Annotated in this window: 16 protein-coding genes and 1 pseudogene; 11 read left to right on the forward strand and 6 right to left on the reverse strand. The window is 64.0% G+C overall.

The window, feature by feature from the left end; translation table 11 throughout:
- Positions 1-25 precede the first annotated feature (25 nt).
- On the reverse strand, positions 26-352 hold the full coding sequence (locus ABIE52_RS30045) for a chorismate mutase (RefSeq protein ID WP_003946362.1): 327 nt from the start codon (positions 350-352) through the stop codon (positions 26-28).
- A gap of 316 nt (positions 353-668) precedes the next feature.
- On the opposite strand from ABIE52_RS30045, the gene pcrA reads away from it, so the two are divergent.
- Complete coding sequence (pcrA, locus tag ABIE52_RS30050) at positions 669-3,161, forward strand: DNA helicase PcrA (RefSeq protein WP_003946394.1); 2,493 nt, start codon at positions 669-671, stop codon at positions 3,159-3,161.
- Between the two features lie 78 nt (positions 3,162-3,239).
- Here the strand turns inward: pcrA and ABIE52_RS30055 are convergent, their stop codons facing one another.
- The gene (locus ABIE52_RS30055; protein WP_030534879.1) at positions 3,240-4,262 is read right to left on the reverse strand and encodes a M23 family metallopeptidase; all 1,023 of its coding nucleotides are present in this window, start codon (positions 4,260-4,262) and stop codon (positions 3,240-3,242) included.
- 232 nt (positions 4,263-4,494) lie between these two features.
- On the opposite strand from ABIE52_RS30055, the gene ABIE52_RS30060 reads away from it, so the two are divergent.
- From ABIE52_RS30060 to sucD, 3 genes are all read left to right on the forward strand, one after another.
- On the forward strand, positions 4,495-6,336 hold the full coding sequence (locus ABIE52_RS30060) for a hypothetical protein (protein WP_253741274.1): 1,842 nt from the start codon (positions 4,495-4,497) through the stop codon (positions 6,334-6,336).
- A gap of 179 nt (positions 6,337-6,515) precedes the next feature.
- Positions 6,516-7,685 (forward strand): ADP-forming succinate--CoA ligase subunit beta, encoded by a 1,170-nt coding sequence (gene sucC, locus ABIE52_RS30065; RefSeq protein WP_003946426.1) that lies wholly within the window; start codon positions 6,516-6,518, stop codon positions 7,683-7,685.
- 15 nt (positions 7,686-7,700) lie between these two features.
- Positions 7,701-8,603: a succinate--CoA ligase subunit alpha gene (gene sucD, locus ABIE52_RS30070; RefSeq protein WP_003946432.1), complete on the forward strand. Its 903-nt coding sequence runs from the start codon at positions 7,701-7,703 to the stop codon at positions 8,601-8,603.
- A 42-nt stretch (positions 8,604-8,645) separates the two neighbouring features.
- Here sucD and ABIE52_RS30075 read toward each other — a convergent pair whose 3' ends face one another.
- Positions 8,646-9,281 (reverse strand): IMPACT family protein, encoded by a 636-nt coding sequence (locus ABIE52_RS30075; RefSeq protein WP_003946418.1) that lies wholly within the window; start codon positions 9,279-9,281, stop codon positions 8,646-8,648.
- 86 nt (positions 9,282-9,367) lie between these two features.
- On the opposite strand from ABIE52_RS30075, the gene ABIE52_RS30080 reads away from it, so the two are divergent.
- The 4 genes and pseudogenes from ABIE52_RS30080 to purH all read left to right on the forward strand — a co-directional run bounded on the left by ABIE52_RS30080 (position 9,368) and on the right by purH (position 14,344).
- Positions 9,368-10,411 (forward strand): DUF5336 domain-containing protein, encoded by a 1,044-nt coding sequence (locus tag ABIE52_RS30080; protein ID WP_064074026.1) that lies wholly within the window; start codon positions 9,368-9,370, stop codon positions 10,409-10,411.
- A gap of 121 nt (positions 10,412-10,532) precedes the next feature.
- Complete coding sequence (locus ABIE52_RS30085) at positions 10,533-12,065, forward strand: cell division protein PerM (RefSeq protein ID WP_192712295.1); 1,533 nt, start codon at positions 10,533-10,535, stop codon at positions 12,063-12,065.
- 6 nt (positions 12,066-12,071) lie between these two features.
- Positions 12,072-12,791 (forward strand): phosphoribosylglycinamide formyltransferase, encoded by a 720-nt coding sequence (gene purN, locus ABIE52_RS30090; protein WP_007727601.1) that lies wholly within the window; start codon positions 12,072-12,074, stop codon positions 12,789-12,791.
- Positions 12,784-14,344, forward strand: a pseudogene (purH, locus tag ABIE52_RS30095) (bifunctional phosphoribosylaminoimidazolecarboxamide formyltransferase/IMP cyclohydrolase). The gene purN and the pseudogene purH overlap by 8 nt, the downstream one beginning before the upstream one ends.
- Positions 14,345-14,420: 76 nt before the next feature.
- On the opposite strand, the gene ABIE52_RS30100 reads toward purH, so the two are convergent.
- From ABIE52_RS30100 to ABIE52_RS30110, 3 genes are all read right to left on the reverse strand, one after another.
- Positions 14,421-14,642: a hypothetical protein gene (locus tag ABIE52_RS30100; protein WP_003946391.1), complete on the reverse strand. Its 222-nt coding sequence runs from the start codon at positions 14,640-14,642 to the stop codon at positions 14,421-14,423.
- Between the two features lie 451 nt (positions 14,643-15,093).
- Positions 15,094-16,062 carry an alpha/beta hydrolase family protein gene (locus ABIE52_RS30105; RefSeq protein ID WP_192712296.1) on the reverse strand — a complete coding sequence of 323 codons (969 nt, stop codon included), beginning with the start codon at positions 16,060-16,062 and terminating at the stop codon, positions 15,094-15,096.
- Between the two features lie 27 nt (positions 16,063-16,089).
- Positions 16,090-16,662, reverse strand: coding sequence for a DUF4126 domain-containing protein (locus ABIE52_RS30110; RefSeq protein WP_007727593.1), 573 nt, complete (start codon positions 16,660-16,662; stop codon positions 16,090-16,092).
- Between the two features lie 85 nt (positions 16,663-16,747).
- Here ABIE52_RS30110 and ABIE52_RS30115 point away from each other — a divergent pair, with 85 nt between their 5' ends.
- From ABIE52_RS30115 to ABIE52_RS30125, 3 genes are read left to right on the forward strand one after another with little or no spacing between them, the layout of a single operon-like run.
- Positions 16,748-17,164: a VOC family protein gene (locus ABIE52_RS30115; protein ID WP_047272569.1), complete on the forward strand. Its 417-nt coding sequence runs from the start codon at positions 16,748-16,750 to the stop codon at positions 17,162-17,164.
- 54 nt (positions 17,165-17,218) lie between these two features.
- Complete coding sequence (locus tag ABIE52_RS30120) at positions 17,219-18,595, forward strand: ATP-binding protein (protein ID WP_085998896.1); 1,377 nt, start codon at positions 17,219-17,221, stop codon at positions 18,593-18,595.
- 9 nt (positions 18,596-18,604) lie between these two features.
- Complete coding sequence (locus tag ABIE52_RS30125; protein WP_054826386.1) at positions 18,605-20,542, forward strand: VWA domain-containing protein; 1,938 nt, start codon at positions 18,605-18,607, stop codon at positions 20,540-20,542.
- Positions 20,543-20,547: the final 5 nt, after the last annotated feature.

Consider the following 20,547-nt stretch of genomic DNA (forward strand, 5'->3'; position numbering starts at 1 on the left):
CGTTCGCAAGTGATCTGGGTGTGCGCTAGTGGCCCAGGCGTCCGCGGCCCAGGCGCAGGAGCAGCATCGCGAGAGTGTGGCCTTCCTGGCCCAGCTCGTTGAATCGTTCGAGGACCTTCATCTCGCGGCTGTGCACCAGACGCGGACCACCCGATGCCATCCGGGTACGGCCGATGATCTGGGAGACCTCGGAGCGGCGTTTGATGGCCGCGAGGATCTCGGCGTCGAGACGGTCGATTTCTTTCCGTAGTTCGTCGATCTCCGCCTCACTCTGGGGGATCTCGACGTCTGTCGGAGCAGTTTTTACAGTATCGACAGTATTTCCATGGGGGGCTGCAGCCTGGGTGCTCATTGCTATTCGTCTCCTCTTCCTACTGCGTGGATCGTGGTCTCGGCTCGGGTCGTTACCGATCCAGGCACACTGACGAAAATGCCCCGGATCCGATTCGGACCAGGGGCGGGTGAGCTGTTCAGATCACGTGCACCGAGGTCCGGGGCACGTAAAGTAACGCCACAGCGGGCCGACGGGGTCGGCCGTGTTGTCGCGAACGGAAATGCTGAACATAGCGTCCAGTTTGCCATGCTCGACACAGGTAATCCAAGTGCCTCTACCAGCAGGTGGACGCACTGACGACCGTGTCGGTGGACGCCGGTAGCGTGGACAGGCGATGAACACGTACCCAGCACTCGGTGAGCACGACGGACATTCCCAGCACGACGGGGGCGGCGCGCGGGGACACGACGCGGGTTCGGACGCCCTCCTCGAGGGTCTCAACCCGCAACAGCGCGAGGCCGTGGTCCATGCCGGTTCGCCGTTGCTGATAGTCGCGGGAGCCGGCTCGGGCAAGACTGCAGTGCTGACGCGTCGCATCGCCTATCTGTTGGCCGAACGGGGTGTCACCCCCGGTCAGATCCTGGCCATCACGTTCACCAACAAGGCTGCGGCCGAGATGCGCGAGCGTGTGGCAGCTCTTGTCGGACCGCGTGCCAACGCCATGTGGGTATCGACGTTCCACTCCAGTTGCGTGCGGATCCTGCGAGCACAGGCGGCGCTCCTGCCCGGTTTGAACTCGAATTTCTCGATCTACGATTCCGACGATTCGCGTCGACTGCTGACGATGATCTCGAAGGACCTCGAGCTCGACACCAAACGATTCTCCGCGCGGCTTCTCGCCACCCACATCTCCAACCTGAAGAACGAACTCGTCGGACCGGAAGAGGCGGTTGTCGCAGCCGATCAGGATCCGGCCGAACTTCCGCGACTGATCGCCAAGGTCTACGGCCACTACCAACAGCGGCTGCGTGCGGCGAACGCACTCGACTTCGACGATCTCATCGGTGAGACCGTCGCGCTTCTTCAGGCGTTTCCACAGATCGCCGAGTACTACCGCCGCCGCTTCCGTCACGTGCTCGTCGACGAGTACCAGGACACCAACCACGCGCAGTACATGCTTGTGCGTGAACTGGTCGGCGGTGCCGGCGAGTCCGACCACGCCGTTGCCCCGGCCGAACTGTGCGTCGTCGGTGACGCCGATCAGTCGATCTACGCGTTCCGCGGAGCCACTATCCGCAACATCGAAGAGTTCGAACGCGACTACCCGGATGCTCGGACCATCCTTCTCGAACAGAACTACCGTTCGACGCAGAACATTCTGTCTGCGGCCAACTCCGTGATTTCCAAGAACACCGGCCGACGAGAAAAGCGTCTGTGGACCGATTCGGGTGAAGGCGAACTGATCGTCGGCTACGTTGCAGACAACGAGCACGACGAAGCATCGTTTGTCGCCTCGGAGATCGATCGGCTGGTGGACCAGGGCGAGACCAAGTTCGCCGACATCGCGGTGTTCTACCGGACCAACAACTCCTCGCGCGCGCTCGAGGAGATCTTCATTCGACTCGGAGTGCCGTACAAGGTGGTCGGCGGCGTTCGCTTCTACGAGCGCAAGGAAGTTCGGGACATCGTCGCGTATCTGCGCGTCCTCGCCAACGAGGACGACACCGTGAGCCTGCGACGCATTCTCAACACGCCCCGACGCGGTATCGGTGATCGAGCCGAAGCCTGCGTCGCCGTGCACTCCGAGCATCGCAACATCAGCTTCGCCGCCGCTCTCCGTGACGGCGCGGAAGGCAAAGTGGCGCTGCTCAATACGCGGTCACAGAAGGCCATCGCGTCGTTCCTCGAGATGATGGACGGGCTGCGGGCCCTGCTACCGACAGCGGCCGCCGACGAGGACGAACCGTTCGAGCTCGGTGACATCGGTGAGGTTGCCGAGGCGGTGCTCGAGCGCACCGGCTACCGCGCCGAGCTTGCGGCGAGCAGCGATCCGCAGGATGGCGCGCGACTCGACAACTTGAACGAACTCGTCAGCGTGGCAAGGGAATTCAGTTCCGACGCGCGAAACGCGGCCGGGCTGATCGATCCGGACGACGAGGAAACCGCAGCAATGCGTGAAGGTGAACCCGATCCGGGTTCGCTTGCCGCCTTCCTCGAACGGGTATCGCTTGTCGCCGACGCCGATCAACTGCCGGACTCCGACGACGGCGTCGTGACCATGATGACGCTTCACACCGCCAAGGGCCTCGAGTTCCCGGTCGTCTTCGTCACCGGTTGGGAGGACGGGCAGTTCCCGCACATGCGCGCCCTCGGCGATCCGGCGGAGCTGTCCGAAGAGCGTCGACTTGCTTACGTCGGCATCACCCGTGCCAGGCAGCGCCTGTACCTGACGCGCGCGATCATGCGTTCGGCGTGGGGGCAACCGATCCAGAACCCGGCGTCGCGGTTCATCCAGGAGATCCCGGAGGACCTGATCAACTGGCGCCGTGAGGATCCGGGCACCGGTGGCGGATTCGGAAGCGGCAGGCCGGGTTACGGCAGCGGAAGCCGCTACGGCAGCCAGGGCGGCCAGGGATACGGCGGCGGGCAGAACTACGGGGGAGGGTCCGGCAAGGCCGCGTCGACTCCCAGTTTCGGTGCCGCGCGTGGCCGCAACAACGTTCTGGTCCTCGCCACGGGTGACCGCGTCAGTCACGACAAGTACGGTCTGGGCACCGTGTTGGAAACCAAGGGCACTGGCCCCACCGCGACGGTCACCATCGACTTCGGTAGCGCGGGCAAGGTGCGGTTGATGCTCATCGGCGGTGTGCCGATGGTCAAGCTGTAGAAGACAGGCAAAAACTTCCGGCCCGTACCTGGAAAGGTGCGGGCCGGAAGTTTTTCATCAGAAGCGTTGGGCTTGCGATCAGTCCTGCTCGACGCCGAGGCTGATGCCGCGTGAGGCGAGCCAGGGGAGGGGATCGATCTTGTTCTCGCCGGCGAGATGAACCTCGAAGTGAAGGTGCGGGCCGGTGGAGAAGCCACGGTTGCCGACAGTGGCGATCTGGTCGCCGGCCATGACCTGCTGACCAACCGTGACGGTGGACGTGTCGATGTGGCCGTAGACGGTGATCGTTCCGTCTGCGTGCTGTAGGCGTACCCACATGCCGAACCCGGAAGCCGGACCTGAATCGATGACCTTGCCGTCGGCGACGGCGACGATGGGCGTCCCGATCGGGGCGGCGATGTCGACGCCGGCGTGCAGGGTGCCCCAGCGGGTGCCGAAGTTGGACGTGAACGTGCCCACTGCCGGCAGGACGAACAGCGGGCGACGGGCAGCGGCTTCGCGTGCTGCGCGCTCGTCACTGAAACGCTGGCCCTTGGCAAGCAGGTTGCTGAACTGGGAGAGGTCGGTCGGCGCTGCGACGTTGAGGACCTGCGGAGCGTCGGCCTCGGTGGTGGCTGCCGTGGAGGTGGCCGGAGCGAACTGAGCGGCCTGCGGTTCTGCGGTGGTACCGATCGCGGAGGACTCGTTGGCGAGTGCAACTTCCGAGTGGTCGGCGGCAGAAGAGGAACCGTCGTTGACAACTGCCTGGCCCGCGGCGACAACCGCGCCGGCTGCAACTGCCAGAACGGCGGCGCGGCCCTTGAGAGCGGAGGGAGGGGTGGGGAGTCGGTGAGCACCGCTGCGGCGAACCGGAGATTCGACATCGACTGTCGGTGCGGAGGAGGCGTAAGTGGGGGTGCTGATCACGTCGGACTCGACGAACTCGTGAGAGTCGGAATCTGACGACGTGGAGGATGAATTTCGAGTGAACATATCGGTAGAGATCTCAGAACTTTTGGTCTCGGTGTAACGCCTGGCCGAGTGCGTTGGATAAGTGGTCGTGACCTCGTCTGGAGCTGAGTTCGAGAACCTACTAGCGGTGAACTGGCTGCGGTGATGCATATGCCGGTTCTCTCCTCGAGTTCGTGATCAGCCCGTGACTTAGACCGACTGACGGTAACGAAATGATTGCGATGGGCGCAAGCCGTAGCGGAAACCTGTCCGATTATGTGACGTGCCTCACAGCTTGACCTGGGAATATGTCGATCCGGGCAAAACGGACGAATCATCTCGTTTCGTGATCGCGCGTGTCACAACCGGATCACCGGTCCATTCAGGCACTACCGTCGATCGAGTGTCCACAACACCTGGAACTACGTCGCAGGCGCGTATCGACGACCCCGGAGTGAAGTCCGGGGCGCCACTCGCGGCGGTAATCGGACTGCTCGGTGCCGTCGGAGTGGCAGCCAGTCCCGTCGTCGGAGTCGGGAGTGGCCGCGGGGTCGACACGACGGGGGCTCTTGCTTCCGCCGCTCTCTTCGCTGCCGTCTGCACGATCGTCGTGCCGCTGGTTGCGGTGCTCACCTCGGGGCGCAGGCCCGCCTTCGCAGGTGGACTCCTGGCAGGTATCGGCGCGGTGTCCCTCGGCGCGGCGATCCTCGACGTTCAGTTGTTCGTCGACGCAATCGATGCAAACCGCTTGGACCTTTTCCGTCCGATTTCGGCGGGTTCGATCGATGCGGGTCCGGGCGCTTATCTCGCGCTCGCGGGCCACGGACTTCTTGTGGTGTCCGGTGTCCTCGGCTTCATGGTCGTCCATCGTGAATCGGAGCGGGACGGATACGGCAGCGCTCGCGCCGCGGAATTCGACGGGCGATCGGTTGGCGGGCGGATCGGTGGGTGGCCGACAGCGCTGCTGATTCTGGCCGCGGTGGTGTTCGTGCTCTCCCTGTTCGGTCCTTCCTTCAGTTCGCAGGATCCGATCTTTCTGGTCAAACCGCTCGTCGACTCGGCGGCGGCCACCGCCGTCGGTACGGGATTGGTCGGCGTCGCGGTACTCGTTGCGGTCGCGGCGGCATTGACGTCCATCTCGCTACCGGTGGGCTGCGGCGCCCTGATCGGTGTCGGTCTCGGCGCACTCGCAGTCAGTGGAACCAGGGTGATGGCTGGGTTCGCGGCCGGCGATCGGATCGGCGTCGGTTCGGGATCGGTGGTCGGGGCGCTGGCCGCCGTGGTCATCGCCGTGATCGGAGTTTCAGCTCCCTACCTCGCATCCAGGCGTGAAAGAGATGCGATTCCCGCTGAAAGTGTGGTTCGCGCACCCGCGAAGACGACAAAGGGTGCGCTGAAAGCGGCGATGGTGGCTCAGTCCCGGGCGGCGCAAGCGCGGGTGAACAGACTTCACCGCGTTGCCGGTATCGGCGCAGTTGTCACCGCAGCAGTGGCGGCCCTGGGGGTGGCACTTCCGGTCCTGTCGTTGCCGGAGAACATCCCCGAACCGTCCATGCTCTCGTCTCGAGTTGTCTTGCTCGCGGCTGCTGTACTGCTGGTCGCCGGTCTGGGCTTGTTCGCCCCGGGCCGCGCCGCGGTGGTGCGGCCGGCCGTCGGCGTGTTGTGGACCACGGTCGTGATGGGAGTCGCCGCTGTCATGCAGTCGGCTGTCATCGCCACGGACGTACCGGGCGTCGGGTTGGGGGCCGGTGCCTTCGTGCTCTGCGGCGCGGCTTTCCTCGCTGCGGCGACGGGACTGCTCGTCTGGCTGGCGGGAAGCGCCGAGCGTGAGGATGTCGACACGTCGGTAGGTGGCGGTTCGCGAGGGCTGGTGCTTATCGTCGGTGGGATCGGCGCCGTCGCTGTCCTGATCGGAACCGCGCTTCCCCTCTATCAGGGCGACGCCTATACGGCGGCCTCAGTTCTGGAGTGGCCGTGGGGAATTGACGTCTGGGGTCAACTGCTCGTCGGCGTCACCGTCGTGATCGCCGCTGTGATCGCAGCGTCCGCGCGGCCGTCGCGGGGCGCGGCATTGCTGATCGGATCTGCCGTGGCAGCTCTGGTGTACGTCGGTGAGTGGCCACTCACGTCATCGCGCATATCGGACGCAACCGTGGGGGTGGGTGCGATCACAGCGGCCACGGGCATAGTGTTGCTTCTCGTTGCAGCGTTCTCGAGCGCAAGAATCAGTGAGACTGATGCTTGACAAATTCGGTGTGGCCACCTTGCCGAATCGGTGAGGCGTGCCTCATCGAGCAATTGCGCGTGACTTGGGCCACATAGCATCAATGCGGGCGCAAACCGAACGCGGCAACTGGTTAAAGTCCAGAACAGACCCGCTCCTACCCCTCGAGCGGGTGACAACGCAGACGAGACGGTGAGCAGATGGATCTCTTCGAATACCAGGCGAAGGAACTCTTCGCCAAGCACGGAGTGCCGACTTCGGCTGGACGTGTTACAGACACAGTCGCCGGCGCACGCGAGATTGCCGAAGAAATCGGTAAGCCCGTGATGGTGAAGGCACAGGTCAAGGTAGGCGGCCGCGGCAAGGCCGGTGGCGTCAAGTACTCGCCCGACGTGGATGCCGCAGTGGCAAACGCCGAGGCAATCCTGGGCCTGGACATCAAGGGCCATGTCGTCAAGAAGCTGCTGGTCGCAGAGGCAAGTGACATTGCCGAGGAGTACTACATCTCCTTCCTGCTCGACCGCACCAACCGCACCTACCTGGCCATGTGCTCGGTAGAGGGTGGCGTCGAGATCGAGGTCACCGCCGAGGAGAACCCCGACGCTCTCGCCAAGATCCCCGTCGACGCAGTCAAGGGCGTCGACCTCGCGTTCGCGCGCAGCATCGCCGAGGCAGGAAAGCTGCCCGCAGAGGTGCTCGACGCAGCGGCCGTGACGATCCAGAAGCTGTGGGAGGTCTTCATCGGCGAAGACGCACTCCTCGTCGAGGTCAACCCCCTCGTTCGTACGCCTGACGATCAGATCCTCGCCCTCGACGGCAAGGTCACCCTCGACGAGAACGCAGCGTTCCGTCAGCCCGGCCACGAGGCATTCGAGGATCGCGACGCTACCGATCCCCTCGAGCTCAAGGCCAAGGAAAACGACCTCAACTACGTCAAGCTCGACGGTGAGGTCGGAATCATCGGCAACGGCGCAGGCCTGGTCATGTCCACGCTGGACGTCGTCGCATACGCCGGCGAGAACCACGGTGGCGTCAAGCCCGCCAACTTCCTCGACATCGGCGGCGGAGCTTCCGCTGCAGTCATGGCTGCCGGCCTGGATGTCATCCTCAACGATGCACAGGTCAAGAGCGTGTTCGTCAACGTCTTCGGCGGCATCACCGCGTGTGACGCAGTTGCCAACGGCATCGTCGGCGCACTGAAGACCCTGGGTGACGAGGCCAACAAGCCGCTCGTCGTTCGCCTGGACGGAAACAACGTCGAAGAGGGTCGTCGCATCCTCGCCGAGGCCAACCACCCGCTGGTCACGGTCGTCGCAACCATGGACGAGGCCGCCGACAAGGCCGCCGAACTCGCTCACGCAGCGAAGTAAGGGACTCACAGAACAATGGCAATCTTCCTCACCAAGGATTCAAAGGTCATCGTCCAGGGCATCACCGGCGGCGAGGGCACCAAGCACACCGCTCTGATGCTCAAGGCCGGCACCCAGGTCGTCGGCGGCGTCAACGCTCGCAAGGCCGGCACCACGGTCTCGCACGTTGCAGCTGACGGTTCCCCTGTCGAGCTCCCCGTCTTCGCGACGGTCGAAGAGGCAATCAAGGAGACCGGCGCAGACGTCTCCATCGCATTCGTTCCCCCGGCCTTCTCGAAGGACGCCATCGTCGAGGCCATCGACGCGGAGATCCCGCTCCTCGTGGTCATCACCGAGGGCATCCCGGTTCAGGACTCCGCTTACGCTTGGGCGTACAACGAGTCCAAGGGCAAGAAGACCCGCATCATCGGACCGAACTGCCCCGGCATCATCACCCCGGGTGAGGCCCTCGTCGGCATCACGCCCGCCAACATTGCAGGCACCGGCCCCATCGGCCTGGTCTCCAAGTCGGGCACCCTGACCTACCAGATGATGTACGAACTCCGTGACTTCGGCTTCTCCACCGCCATCGGCATCGGCGGCGACCCGGTCATCGGAACCACCCACATCGACGCCATCGAGGCGTTCGAGAAGGATCCCGAGACCAAGGTCATCGTGATGATCGGTGAAATCGGTGGCGACGCGGAAGAGCGTGCAGCCGATTACATCAAGGCCAACGTCACCAAGCCGGTCGTCGGCTACGTGGCAGGCTTCACCGCTCCCGAAGGCAAGACCATGGGCCACGCCGGTGCCATCGTCTCCGGTTCCTCGGGAACTGCTCAGGCAAAGCAGGAAGCTCTCGAAGCTGCAGGCGTGAAGGTCGGCAAGACGCCGTCCGCTACCGCTGCTCTCGCTCGCGAGATTCTTCAGTCCCTGTAAGGGGCTTCGCCCCCGTGCGTGGTTAGGGAGTCTCCGGACTCCTTAACCACGCACAGTGGTATCGACCCACATCGACCCGGCAGGTTCCAACTGCCCGGCACCGGATGTGATGGATGCGACGATCGAATCGAGATCGTCGGCGTCACCGGCGGCGAGCGTCATCACCGCCTTCGATCCATACGTAGTTCCGAGCACCGAGACGCCCCGCGCTCTCAGCTCCGCTTCCACCCGACCGGCCTCTGAGTGCCGGATCGCCAAAGTGCGCAGGACCTTTCTCTCCCTGGCCACAAGCTCGGCCGAATCGAGAGCCACCGAGACCGCTCCCGAATACGCGCGGACCAATCCACCGGCGCCGAGCTTGATTCCGCCGAAATAGCGCGTGACGACAACAATCACATCGACCAGATCTCGAGACTTGAGAACCTGAAGCATCGGCACCCCGGCAGTGCCGCCCGGTTCACCGTCGTCGTGTGCACGTTCGACGCGTGAGTTCGCCTCGTATCCGATCACGAAAGCCGAACAATGATGGCGCGCATCGGGATACAGCGATTTCTGCTCCGCGACGAACTCCGTGGCGGCTTCGGCGTCGTCTACCCGGTGAAGCGCGGCGATGAATCGTGAGTGCTTCACCTCGGTTTCGACGACGTGGTCGGCGCCGGGCGCGAGGGTGAAGGGCATCTGCCCATTGTCTCCTGTCGGTGTTAGCGTGCGAAGTCGAGACACATACGCTGGTAACCATCGAAGACCGTCTACGAGGAGAAGTCATGACGTTCACGCCGCAAGGGCCCAGCTTCGGGCCACCGAATCAGCCGGCAGCGGGCGGTGGAACCAAGAATCTCGGATTCATCCTGCTCATCGCCGTCGCGGCACTCGGCCTGATCAATTTCCTGCTCGGTTTTGCGCCCTTCACGTCGATCAGTGGAAGCAGCAGCGGCATCGGTAGCGGCCTGGATACCAGTTCGAGTTTCTTCGAATCGAGCATCTACGGCCTCGGATTCGTTTTCGCCGGCGGTGTGGTTGCGGGCGTATCGCTCCTCCCGAAGCAGTCGTATGCAGGCATTGCCGCAGCGCTCACCCTCACGGGTTTCTTCGCTTTGGTGTTCGCCGCGTTCTCCGTCGGTACCAGCGACTACGTCGACATCAGCCTCGGTTGGGGCCTGATCATCGTGCTGATCCTCTCGTTCGTGCAGACCGTCGTCGCAGTCGCCGCGTTGTTGTTCGAGATCGGAATCCTGAAGGCGCCCGCGCCCCGACCGGTAGCTCAGCAGTACGGTCAGCAGCAGCCTTACGGCCAGGCGCCGGGGCAGGCGCCAGGTCAGCCACAGGGATACGGACAGGCTCAGTACGGCCAGCCTCAGCAGGCTCAGCAGCCGGGCCAGTACCAGCAGAATCCGCAGTACGGGCAGGCGCAGCAGCAGGGATACGGGGGAGCGCACGCCGCCCCCGTCGACCCGACCGCTTCGCAGCCGCCTTACGGCCAGACTGCGTCTCCCTACGGGCAGAACCCGGTGCAAAATCCCGGACAGACCGACTCGTCGGCCGCGACGACGTCGTCTTACTATCCGCTGACCTCTCAGCCCGGTGGCCAGCCGAACCCGAGTTACTCGTCGGATCAGTTCACCGCTCCACGCGGTTACGGCCAGCCGTACAACCAGCAGCAGACTGGCTCGACCGAGCAGCCGACGGGCTTCGAGCCGCCTACCTTCGAAGCGCCGACGCCGTCTGCGGAACCTGACCAGGGCAGCAGCGATTCCGCGGCCGAGACCAAGGTCTTCGGCTCGCAGAACCCCGACGAGCGTCAGCAGTAGTACTTCTTCGTTTCACGAACATGAATGTGGCCTCCGACCCGCTGCGGGTGGAGGCCACATTCCGTGAGCCCGACGGCGCGCCTGAGTGCGCGGCGCACTGTCGAGTGAAACCCTCGAGGGGATGAGTTCTTTGATTGATGGCACCCGGTCCCGTCCCACGTCCTCACGACCCGGACGTGGTCGTACTGGCAGCGGCCGCGTCGGCGGCGGTCGCCCGGGACCGAACCCGGACCTGGCGCGCAAGCTGCTGACCGTCGCCTTCCGACCGTCGGGCCTGACGATGCTGCTGATCGCGGCTGTCGTCGTGGTCACTTTGGTATCGGCGAGCAGCGACCTGACCGGAACCTTCGGCGCCATTGCCACTACATGGTTGGCCATCCACCAGGTGCCGGCGACTATCAGCGGCGTCCAACTCGGTGTACTGCCACTGCTTCCAACGGCGGTCATGATGTGGGTGGTCGCACGCCGATGCGCGTCGACTGCGGTGCACACCGACTCCCGTGACGACACCCTCCGCCTGGTGGGGGCGGCGGTAGCCGGACCGTTGACTATCACGGCAATCGCTCTCGCCGTTGTCGCCGACGCCTCCGCGGCAATTCCGCTGTCGAGCCCCAACACGTTGGCCGCTTTCGGCTGGGTCGCCGGGATTCACCTGATCGCCGCGTCCGTCGGTGTTGCTGCTGCGCACTGGGATCGCGTCGTCGCCGAGATTCCGCCGTGGGCATCTGCCGCTGTTCGTCCGGCCGCGGCTGCGTCGGCAGCGCTGCTGGCTGCGGGCGCCGTGGCCGTCGTGGTGTCGCTACTCGTGTCGTGGTCGACGGTCGGTGACCTACTCGCACGCGGCAACGGGTTTGTCGGCGTACTGGGATTGACGGTGTTGTCGCTGCTCTACCTGCCGAACCTCGTGGTCGGTGCAGCCGCGGTGATGACGGGATCGACGGCCGATTTCGGAAACGTCTCCATCAGCGTGTTCGGCAACATCGGTGGAGATCTGCCACCCTTGCCCCTTCTCGGAGCGGTTCCGGAAGGCGTCGCCGGCGGAATCTGGCCGGTGCTGTTGGTCGTTCCGGCTGCGGTGGGTGTGATGCTCGGCCGTGATTGCGCTCGACGCATCGCCGGGCAGGACAGTGTGCTCGCAGTGCTGACGGCAGCTGCCGGTGCCGGCGTCGTCATGGCTCTGCTTGCCCTTGCTGCGGGGGGAGACCTCGGGCAGTTCGGCACCGTCGAGGTCCTGTGGTGGGGCTTCGGTCTTCTGACTTTCGCGTGGCTGGGATTGTTCGGAACCGTCTCGGCGCTGTTCGCGATGTGGTTCTCACACCGCGGACACATGAAGGACGAGGTTGCGCCGCCGACGGCTGAACCGGCTCGAGAATCCGAGCCCGAACTTGCGATCACGGCCGCGGCCACAACGGATGGCGAGGACGACGAAAACGCCGACGAAGTGCTCGCCCAGGAATCTGCGGTGGTAGTGACCAAGGTCGTCGAAGCCGAAATTGTCGAAGAATCAGGCGAACCCGTGCAGGTAGTGACAGAGGAAACCGTCGAGATCGAAGTAGTCGACGCGGAGGTTGTCGCGGCACCCGAGGCGGACCCCACAGCCGGGGCGGAGCCGGAGACCGACCTGCCCTCGAAGCCGCAGGAGTCCAGCGACTAGGCTGTCATGCGGCCGATACTCCGGCCGCATCATCTTCCAGTTCTCAGGAGTAGTGCGCTGACTGCCTCGGCCGACAATCCGCAGCCGACAATGCCCGACAGGGTCCAATTTCGCGACTCGGTCGCGCGGGTAGTCGTACTCGCTTCCGGCGCGGGAACCCTGCTGACTTCGCTGATCGACGCTTCGCATGCCGAGGGATACCCCGCCGAGATCGTTGCCGTCGGTGTAGATCGTGACTGCCTCGCCGCCGAGCACGCTGCGGATTCGAAGATCCCGTCCTTCAAGGTCTCGATCAAGACCTACGAAAATCGTGCCGCCTGGGACGAGGCGCTGACAGCAGCAGTGGCCGAGTACGAACCCGATCTCGTGGTCAGTGCAGGCTTCATGAAAATCCTCGGCCCCAGCTTTCTCGCGCGTTTCGGCGGCCGAATCATCAACACTCATCCCGCGTTGCTGCCTGCCTTTCCCGGCGCGCACGCGGTTCCCGACGCTCTGGCGTACGGCGTGAAGGTCACCGGTTCCACGGTGCATCTCGTCGACGGCGGAGTTGATACCGGGCCGATCTTGGCGCAGGAAGCTGTGCCGGTGCATGACGACGACACCGAGTCTTCGTTGCATGAACGCATCAAAATTGTGGAGCGACGGTTGTTGGCGGACGTCATCGCCGCTGTTGCTACGCGCGGAGTGGTTTCCGATGGACGAAAGGCCGTGATCCCCAGTGAGTGAACGCAAGGCTGTGCGCCGTGCACTTGTCAGCGTCTACGACAAGAGTGGTCTGATCGAGCTGGCCACGGGCCTGCACGAGGCCGGTGTCGAGTTGGTCTCGACCGGTTCGACCGCGTCGAAGATCGCCGACGCCGGAATCCCCGTGACGCCGGTCGAGGCTCTGACCGGATTCCCGGAATGCCTCGAAGGCCGTGTGAAGACGCTGCATCCGCGCGTCCACGCCGGCGTTCTCGCCGATACCCGCAAGCCGGATCACCTCGCTCAGCTCGAGGAACTCGGCATCGCGACCTTCGAATTGGTGGTCGTGAACCTGTACCCCTTCACCGAGACGGTTGCCTCGGGCGCTAGCCCGGACGAGTGTGTCGAGCAGATCGACATCGGCGGCCCGTCGATGGTGCGTGCTGCAGCCAAGAACCATCCGTCGGTTGCCGTCGTGGTCGATCCGGCTCGTTACGCCGACGTCCTGACTGCCGTTGCCGGTGGCGGATTCACCTTGCGTGAGCGCACTGTGCTTGCAGCGCAGGCTTTCCAGCACACTGCGTCGTACGACGTCGCTGTTGCGAGCTGGATGACGAGCACGATCGCCGCTGACGAGGACGGCTCGCTGTTCCCGGCCTGGGTCGGTGCTACCTGGAACCGCAGCGCTGTTCTTCGCTACGGCGAGAACCCGCACCAGGACGCTGCGCTGTACGAAAACCCGGCTGCGCCTGCAGGTTTGGCTCAGGCGGAGCAGTTGCACGGCAAGGAGATGTCGTACAACAACTACACGGACTCCGACGCAGCGTGGCGCGCAGCGTACGACTTCACTGATCCGGCCGTCGCAATCATCAAGCACGCCAACCCGTGTGGCATCGCCATCGGCACCGACATCGCCGACGCCCACCGCAAGGCGCATGCATGCGATCCGGTCAGTGCTTTCGGTGGTGTGATCGCTGCCAACCGCGAGGTCACCGTCGAACTGGCCGAGCAGATCGCCGACATCTTCACCGAGGTCGTCATCGCGCCCTCGTACGAAGACGGAGCTGTCGAGGTTCTGCAGCGTAAGAAGAACATTCGTGTTCTGAAGGCAGCCGCTCCGACCGCTACCGGAATCGAACTGCGTCCGATCTCCGGCGGTACCTTGCTCCAGCAGCGCGACGTCCTGGACGCCGACGGCGACAACCCGGCCAATTGGACCCTCGCCAACGGTGAGGCTGCCGATGCCGAGACTCTCGCTGACCTCGAATTTGCTTGGCGCGCCAGCCGTTCGGTGAAGTCCAACGCGATCCTGCTGGCCTCCGGCGGTGCCTCTGTCGGCGTCGGCATGGGCCAGGTCAACCGCGTCGACGCAGCGCATCTGGCTGTTCAGCGAGCCGGTGACCGCGTCGTAGGTTCGGTTGCAGCTTCGGACGCGTTCTTTCCCGTTCCCTGACGGTCTGCAGGTGCTGCTCAACGCCGGCGTCAAGGCTGTTGTGCAGCCGGGTGGTTCGGTTCGCGACAACGAAGTGATTGCCGCAGCCAAGGAAGCCGGTGTCACTCTCTATCTGACCGGTGCGCGCCACTTCGCGCACTGACTCCTGCCTCGGTAGCGGGCCTCGACTCCTCAACGGGAGTTCGGGGCCCGTTCTGCATTCAGGCCGCCCGGGTCTTTCAGGCGGCGCTGCTGTGGGTGCCCTGGAGTTCGCGGGGTGAGCCGGTGATGACGACGCGTGAGGCTCCGCGACTGCGGATCTCGCTGATCAATGCGCCGAGGGTAGCTTCGTGGGCCGCATCGGAGTGTGAAAGATCCAGGGTGACGGCGTATCCGGTGAGGTCACCGGGCAGATCGACATACGGCGGCGCGATGGACAGTTGGTTGACTCGAAGTTTCATGTGGTGCTCCTGCGTGTGAAAGGTAAAAGAAAAGGCACCCGAGGCGTTTGCCCTGGGTGCCCGAGAACGAATCCGGTGAAACTGGGGATCATTCTCGGGGTACACCGCGCTTGTTGCCCATGTGCTTGGCCGACATTGCGGCCGAAAAAATGTGCTTGTCTACGGTGCAGCTGCGCCACGAAGGTACGGATACGACGTGCGGGTGTAGCGACATGATGTCCGTTCCTTTCTGTGTGGCGTTGCTGGTTAATGGATGACCGTACAGCACGGATCGAGGGTTCGCACCAATAAAAAGCGCCGCGAACGTAAACTCCGGGTGACTTCTGTCCCCAGGTTCGCTGGATTGAAAGAGTCTTCATTGCAGGTCAGGCGTAGAAAGCAGAATTCCCTCCGCGATGGTTCGCGGAGGGAACTTTCTACCTGAAAAAGAGGACGTTCGGTCTGTACGTGATCAGGAGAACGAACGGACCCACGCTGTGAAGGGCTCCGAGAACTCTGCCGAGTACGGAAGCGGCGCGACGTAGTCGGCACCGGTGGACTGTTCGTCGCCGATGTCCTTGAGTACGAAGTTGGCGTTGCGCATCCGCACGGAAGTCAGCGCTGTATGTGAGAGCGCGGCGTCGAGTGCCGCGACATCGGCGGGAATGACTTGGATGTCCTTGTCCGAGCAGCTCGTGAGAACGGGCATGCCCGCCGGCAGCCCCGTCACGAGTGCAACCGGGTCCAATGCGTCTTCCTCGGCGAGTGCTTTGGCGTTGGCGTGGACGAGTCCTGCATTCTGCAGCGGTTCGGGTAGATCGTCCGGAACTGTGCCCTCGGATCGAAGGGACTCGACGGCGTCGGCGAGCGCGACGCGCAGTTCGTCAGCCAGTTCGACTGGCAACTGACCGGCACCGACGACGGCGTCGAGCTGGCGGTGAATCTGCGTCGTGAGTAGATCGAGAAGCCTGACGCTCAGTGGCTCGAGCAGTGCGAGGGCGCTGACTCTCGTGCTCTCTTTCGCGGTGGCGAGAGCCAGTGCGACTACGGCGCCGTCGCTGTGTCCGACGACGAACAAGCGCTCGGGATCGACGCCGGGTTGCCCGGCGAGGTAGTCCAGTCCGTCGGAGGCGGCGTCGACAAAAGTGTTGAAGCCGAGATCGGCGATGTCCTCGATGTCGTAGTCACCGAGGGCGGTTTCGCCACTGCCGAGCTTGTCGTAACGCAGGCTTGAAATCCCTTGTTTTTCAAGAAGATCCGCGATGAACCGCAGAGTTCCGATGTCGCCTTCGAGGAGGGCGCTGTCGCCGTTGCGGTCGGTGGGGCCGCTGCCGGCCAGAATCAGCGCGGCCGGGGCAGGGGCGTCGGGTGAGGCGGCCAGGCGAAGACTCCCGTACAGGGTGACGTCGCCGGATTGGAACGAGATCTCGGTGTCGGACATGACGACTTGTCTACCAGGTCGGTGCGGTCAGGCGGTGCGCAGACTCCGGACACGACGCCAGCCACGCCAGCTGAACCACAAGAGCGCGGCGAGCAGGGGAATGATCAGGAGCGGCAAGATCATCGCGATCAAGGAAGTGAAGAAAGTCAGCACATCCTCGATGACGGAAACGACGGGATTTGCCAGCCCACCGGTAGTGGCCGTACTGACCGCGCGAGTGCCGGTCTGCGCGGCGCTGAACGTCAACGCCGTCGGCGCTCCGACGATGATGCCCGCCAACGCGGCCATCGCAGGGTCGAGATGACTGAATGCCGCCCAGGCGGCGATCACTCCGGCAATCGGTCCGGTGACGTTCCCGATCACCGAGAGTGCGTTGTCCACGAACGGAATGAGGTCGGCACCCAGTTCGACCACCGCGGCGATTGCCAATGCCACCAGCGCGCCGGTCGATCCGATCCACCGCATCGACTCGCCGACGGTGATCCCGAACAGTTCGAAATGGACGGCAGCGCTGAGCATCAGCAGCGGCAGGAAGGTTCGCATTCCGGACGCTGCGGCGAGTCCGAGGCCGAGCATGGCCGGCAACACCCAGGTATCCATGGGTGGAGTTTAGGTCTACTGTGCGCCTTTATTAACCGCCGGCGGTTAATAAAGGCGCACAGCAAAGTCTCGGAAAGGACCTTTCATGGCGACAAACCCGCAGCCGATGTTCTTCCTCAACCTGCCCGTCAAGGACCTCGGCAAGGCCACCACCTTCTACGAGGGCCTCGGATACTCCAAGAACACGCAGTTCTCCGACGAGAATGCGTCGTCGATGGTCATCAGTGACACCATCGTCGTGATGCTGTTGGCCGAGCCCTTCTTCAAGACCTTCACCGCCAAGGGCATCGCCGACACCTCGACGTCGACGGAAGCGCTGCTCGGTCTCTCGGCCGAGACCCGTGAGGCCGTCGACGCCCTCGTCGACAAGGCGCTCGAGACCGGCGGTTCCGAAGGTAACGCGACGCAGGATCACGGCTTCATGTACAGCCGCAGCTTCCAGGATCCCGACGGCCACATCTGGGAAATCATCTGGATGAACCCCGAGAACATCGAGGGCTGAGCGACCGAACTTCCTCGGCGAGAGGCGAAACCCCGCAAACACTCGTAGCGTGGAGTGGTGACTGTCGCAAAAACCCTCGGAGAGCTACGCGCCTCCGGACACGTACAGCGAAGTGTCAAGGAAGAACTACGAGAGAATCTTCTCGCCGCGTTGCGGGACGGCCGTGACCCCTGGCCCGGGATAGTCGGGTTCGAGGACACGGTCGCCCCGCAACTCGAGCGGGCGCTGATCGCCGGCCACGACGTGGTTCTGCTCGGCGAACGAGGTCAGGGAAAGACGAGGTTGCTTCGCACTCTCGGGCTCCTGCTCGACGAGTGGACGCCCGTCATCGAAGGCTCGGAACTGGGGGAGCACCCGTACGAGCCGATCACACCGGCTTCGATACGTCGAGCCAAGGAACTGGGTAACGACCTCCCGATCGCCTGGCGACACCGCAGCGAGCGGTACTCCGAGAAACTGGCAACGCCGGACACCTCGGTCGCCGACCTGATCGGAGATGTCGACCCGGTCAAGGTGGCCGAAGGTAGGAGCCTCGGTGATCCGGAGACCATTCACTTCGGTCTCGTGCCCCGCGCGCATCGCGGAATCGTGGCCATCAACGAGCTTCCCGACCTCGCCGAGCGCATCCAGGTCTCCTTGCTCAACGTGATGGAAGAGCGGGACATCCAGGTCCGCGGGTACACGCTTCGGCTTCCGTTGGACGTTCTTCTGGTCGCGAGCGCCAACCCCGAGGACTACACCAACCGCGGGCGCATCATCACACCGCTCAAGGACCGCTTCGGCGCAGAAATCCGCACTCACTACCCCGTCGAGTTGGCGGGCGAGATCGCGGTGATCGAGCAGGAGGCGCACCTGGCCGCGGAGGTGCCTGACTACCTTCTCGAAATTCTTGCCAGGTTCACGCGCTTGCTACGCGAATCCACCTCGGTGGACCAGCGATCGGGTGTGTCGGCACGCTTTGCCGTCGCCGGCGCGGAAACCGTCAGTGCCGCCGCGGTACGACGGGCAGCGGTGCTCGGCGAAGCCGATCCTGTTGCACGGCCCGTCGATCTCGAGTCCGTGGTCGAGGTTCTTCGCGGCAAGGTCGAGTTCGAATCCGGTGAAGAGGGACGAGAACTGGAGGTGCTCGAGCACCTGCTGCGTCGCGCGACGGCCGATACGGTTCGGGTACGTCTCGGCGGGATCGACCTGGGGATGCTGGTTGCTGCGGTGGAGATGGGCAACACGATCGTCACCGGTGAATCTGTCACGGCCAAGGCATTTCTCGACGAGCTTCCGGACCTCGAGGTCCTGGACGAAGTAGCCGAACGCCTCGGCGCGCAATCCGACGGCGAGCGTGCCGCCGGTGCCGAACTTGCCCTCGAAGGGCTTTACCTCGCGCGCCGGATCTCCAAAGATCAAGGCCCGGGCGGCCGCTCGGTGTATTCGTAAGGGGCAGTGATGATCCACAATCCGCGGTACGGGCCTTACGACGGTGGTCCCGATCCGCTGGCGCCTCCCGTGGATCTGCGCGAGGCCCTGGCAGCAATCGGCGACGACGTGTTGTCGGGCACGTCGCCGCGCCATGCCCTCCGAGAGCTCCTGCGCCGAGGCAACCGGGACATGCGCGGGCTCGACGACCTTGCCGCCCAGGCGAACCGGCGTCGACGCGAGTTGCTGCGCCGCAACAATCTCGACGGAACTCTCGACGAGGTTCGCAAGCTTCTCGACAAGGCGGTGCTCGAAGAGCGCAAAGAATTGGCACGTGCTCTCGACGACGACGCACGATTCAACGAAATGCGGATCGAGGAGTTACCGCCGTCGACAGCTCAGGCCGTGCAAGATCTGGCCGACTACAACTGGCGCAGCGAACAGGCTCGCGCGGATTACGAGAAGATTCGTGATCTGCTCGGACGTGAGGTTCTCGATCAACGCTTCTCGGGAATGAAGCAGGCACTCGAGGGCGCTACCGACGAGGATCGTGAGCAGATTCGCCAGATGCTGGCAGATCTGAATCAACTGCTCGACGCGCACTCTCGGGGTGTCGACACTGCGGAGCAGTTCGCGGAGTTCATGGACAAGCACGGGCAGTATTTCCCGGACAACCCGCGCAACGTCGACGAACTTCTGGATTCGTTGGCGCAGCGCGCGGCGGCCGCACAACGATTGCGTAACTCGCTCTCGCAGGAGCAGCGTGACGAGTTGGATGCGTTGGCGCAGCAGGCGTTCGGCGATCCGAGCCTGATGAGTGAGCTGAGTCAACTCGACCAGTTCCTTCAGGCGGCTCGGCCGGGTGAGGACTGGGAAGGTTCGCAACAGTTCCGCGGCGACAACGGAATGGGGTTGGGTGAGGGGACCGGTGCCCTGCAGGACATCGCCGAGCTGGAATCGCTGGCAGATCAACTGTCGCAGCAGTATGCGGGCGCAGCGCTCGACGACATCGACCCCGAGCTACTCGCGCGGCAACTCGGCGACGAAGCCGCCGCTGATGCTCGCACCCTGGCCGATCTCGAAAAGGCTTTGCAGGAACAGGGTTTCTTCGATCGTGCACCGGATGGTCAATGGCGCTTGTCGCCCAAAGCCATGCGACAGCTCGGACAGACTGCTCTGCGCGATGTCGCCGGGCAACTGTCGTCGCGAACCGGTCAACGCGACACGCGTCGGGCCGGTGCGATGGGCGAACCGACCGGAGCTTCCCGCGAATGGGAATTCGGGGACACCGAACCGTGGGACGTCACGAGAACCATCACCAACGCCGTCCTGCGTGACCCGGGCCGAATGCCGGTGCGGCTGAGCGTCGTCGATGTCGAGGTGGCCGAAACCGAACAGCGCAGTCAGGCTGCGGTTGCTCTCCTGGTGGACACGTCGTTCTCGATGGTGATGGAAGATCGCTGGGTGCCGATGAAGCGCACCGCTCTGGCACTCAATCATCTGGTGAGTACGCGATTTCGCAGCGACGAACTCCAGTTGATCGCCTTCGGACGCCACGCGCACGTGCTGAGCCCGTCGGAGCTCGCTGGTTTGGACGGCGCGTGGGACCAGGGAACCAACCTGCACCACGCACTGTTGTTGGCGGCCAGGCATCTTCGACGCCACTCCAACGCACAGCCGGTGGTACTGATCGTCACCGACGGTGAGCCGACGGCTCATCTCGAAGCGGACGGAGAAGCCAGGTTCGACTACCCGCCGAGTGCGCGAACCCTCGGTTTGACGGTTCGAGCACTCGACGCGGTGGCCAGGCTGGGCGCCAAGGTCACGTTCTTCCGCCTCGGTGAGGATCCAGGTCTGGCCAGGGTGGTCGACCGGATGGCGCACCGTGTGGGTGGACGCGTCATCGCGCCGGACCTGGACGGCCTCGGCGCCGCGGTCGTGAGTGACTACATGCGAGGTCGCCGCTAATTCTG

It is taken from the genome of Rhodococcus sp. OAS809 (assembly GCF_040546695.1).
Taxonomy (GTDB): Bacteria; Actinomycetota; Actinomycetes; order Mycobacteriales; family Mycobacteriaceae; genus Rhodococcus_F; species Rhodococcus_F qingshengii.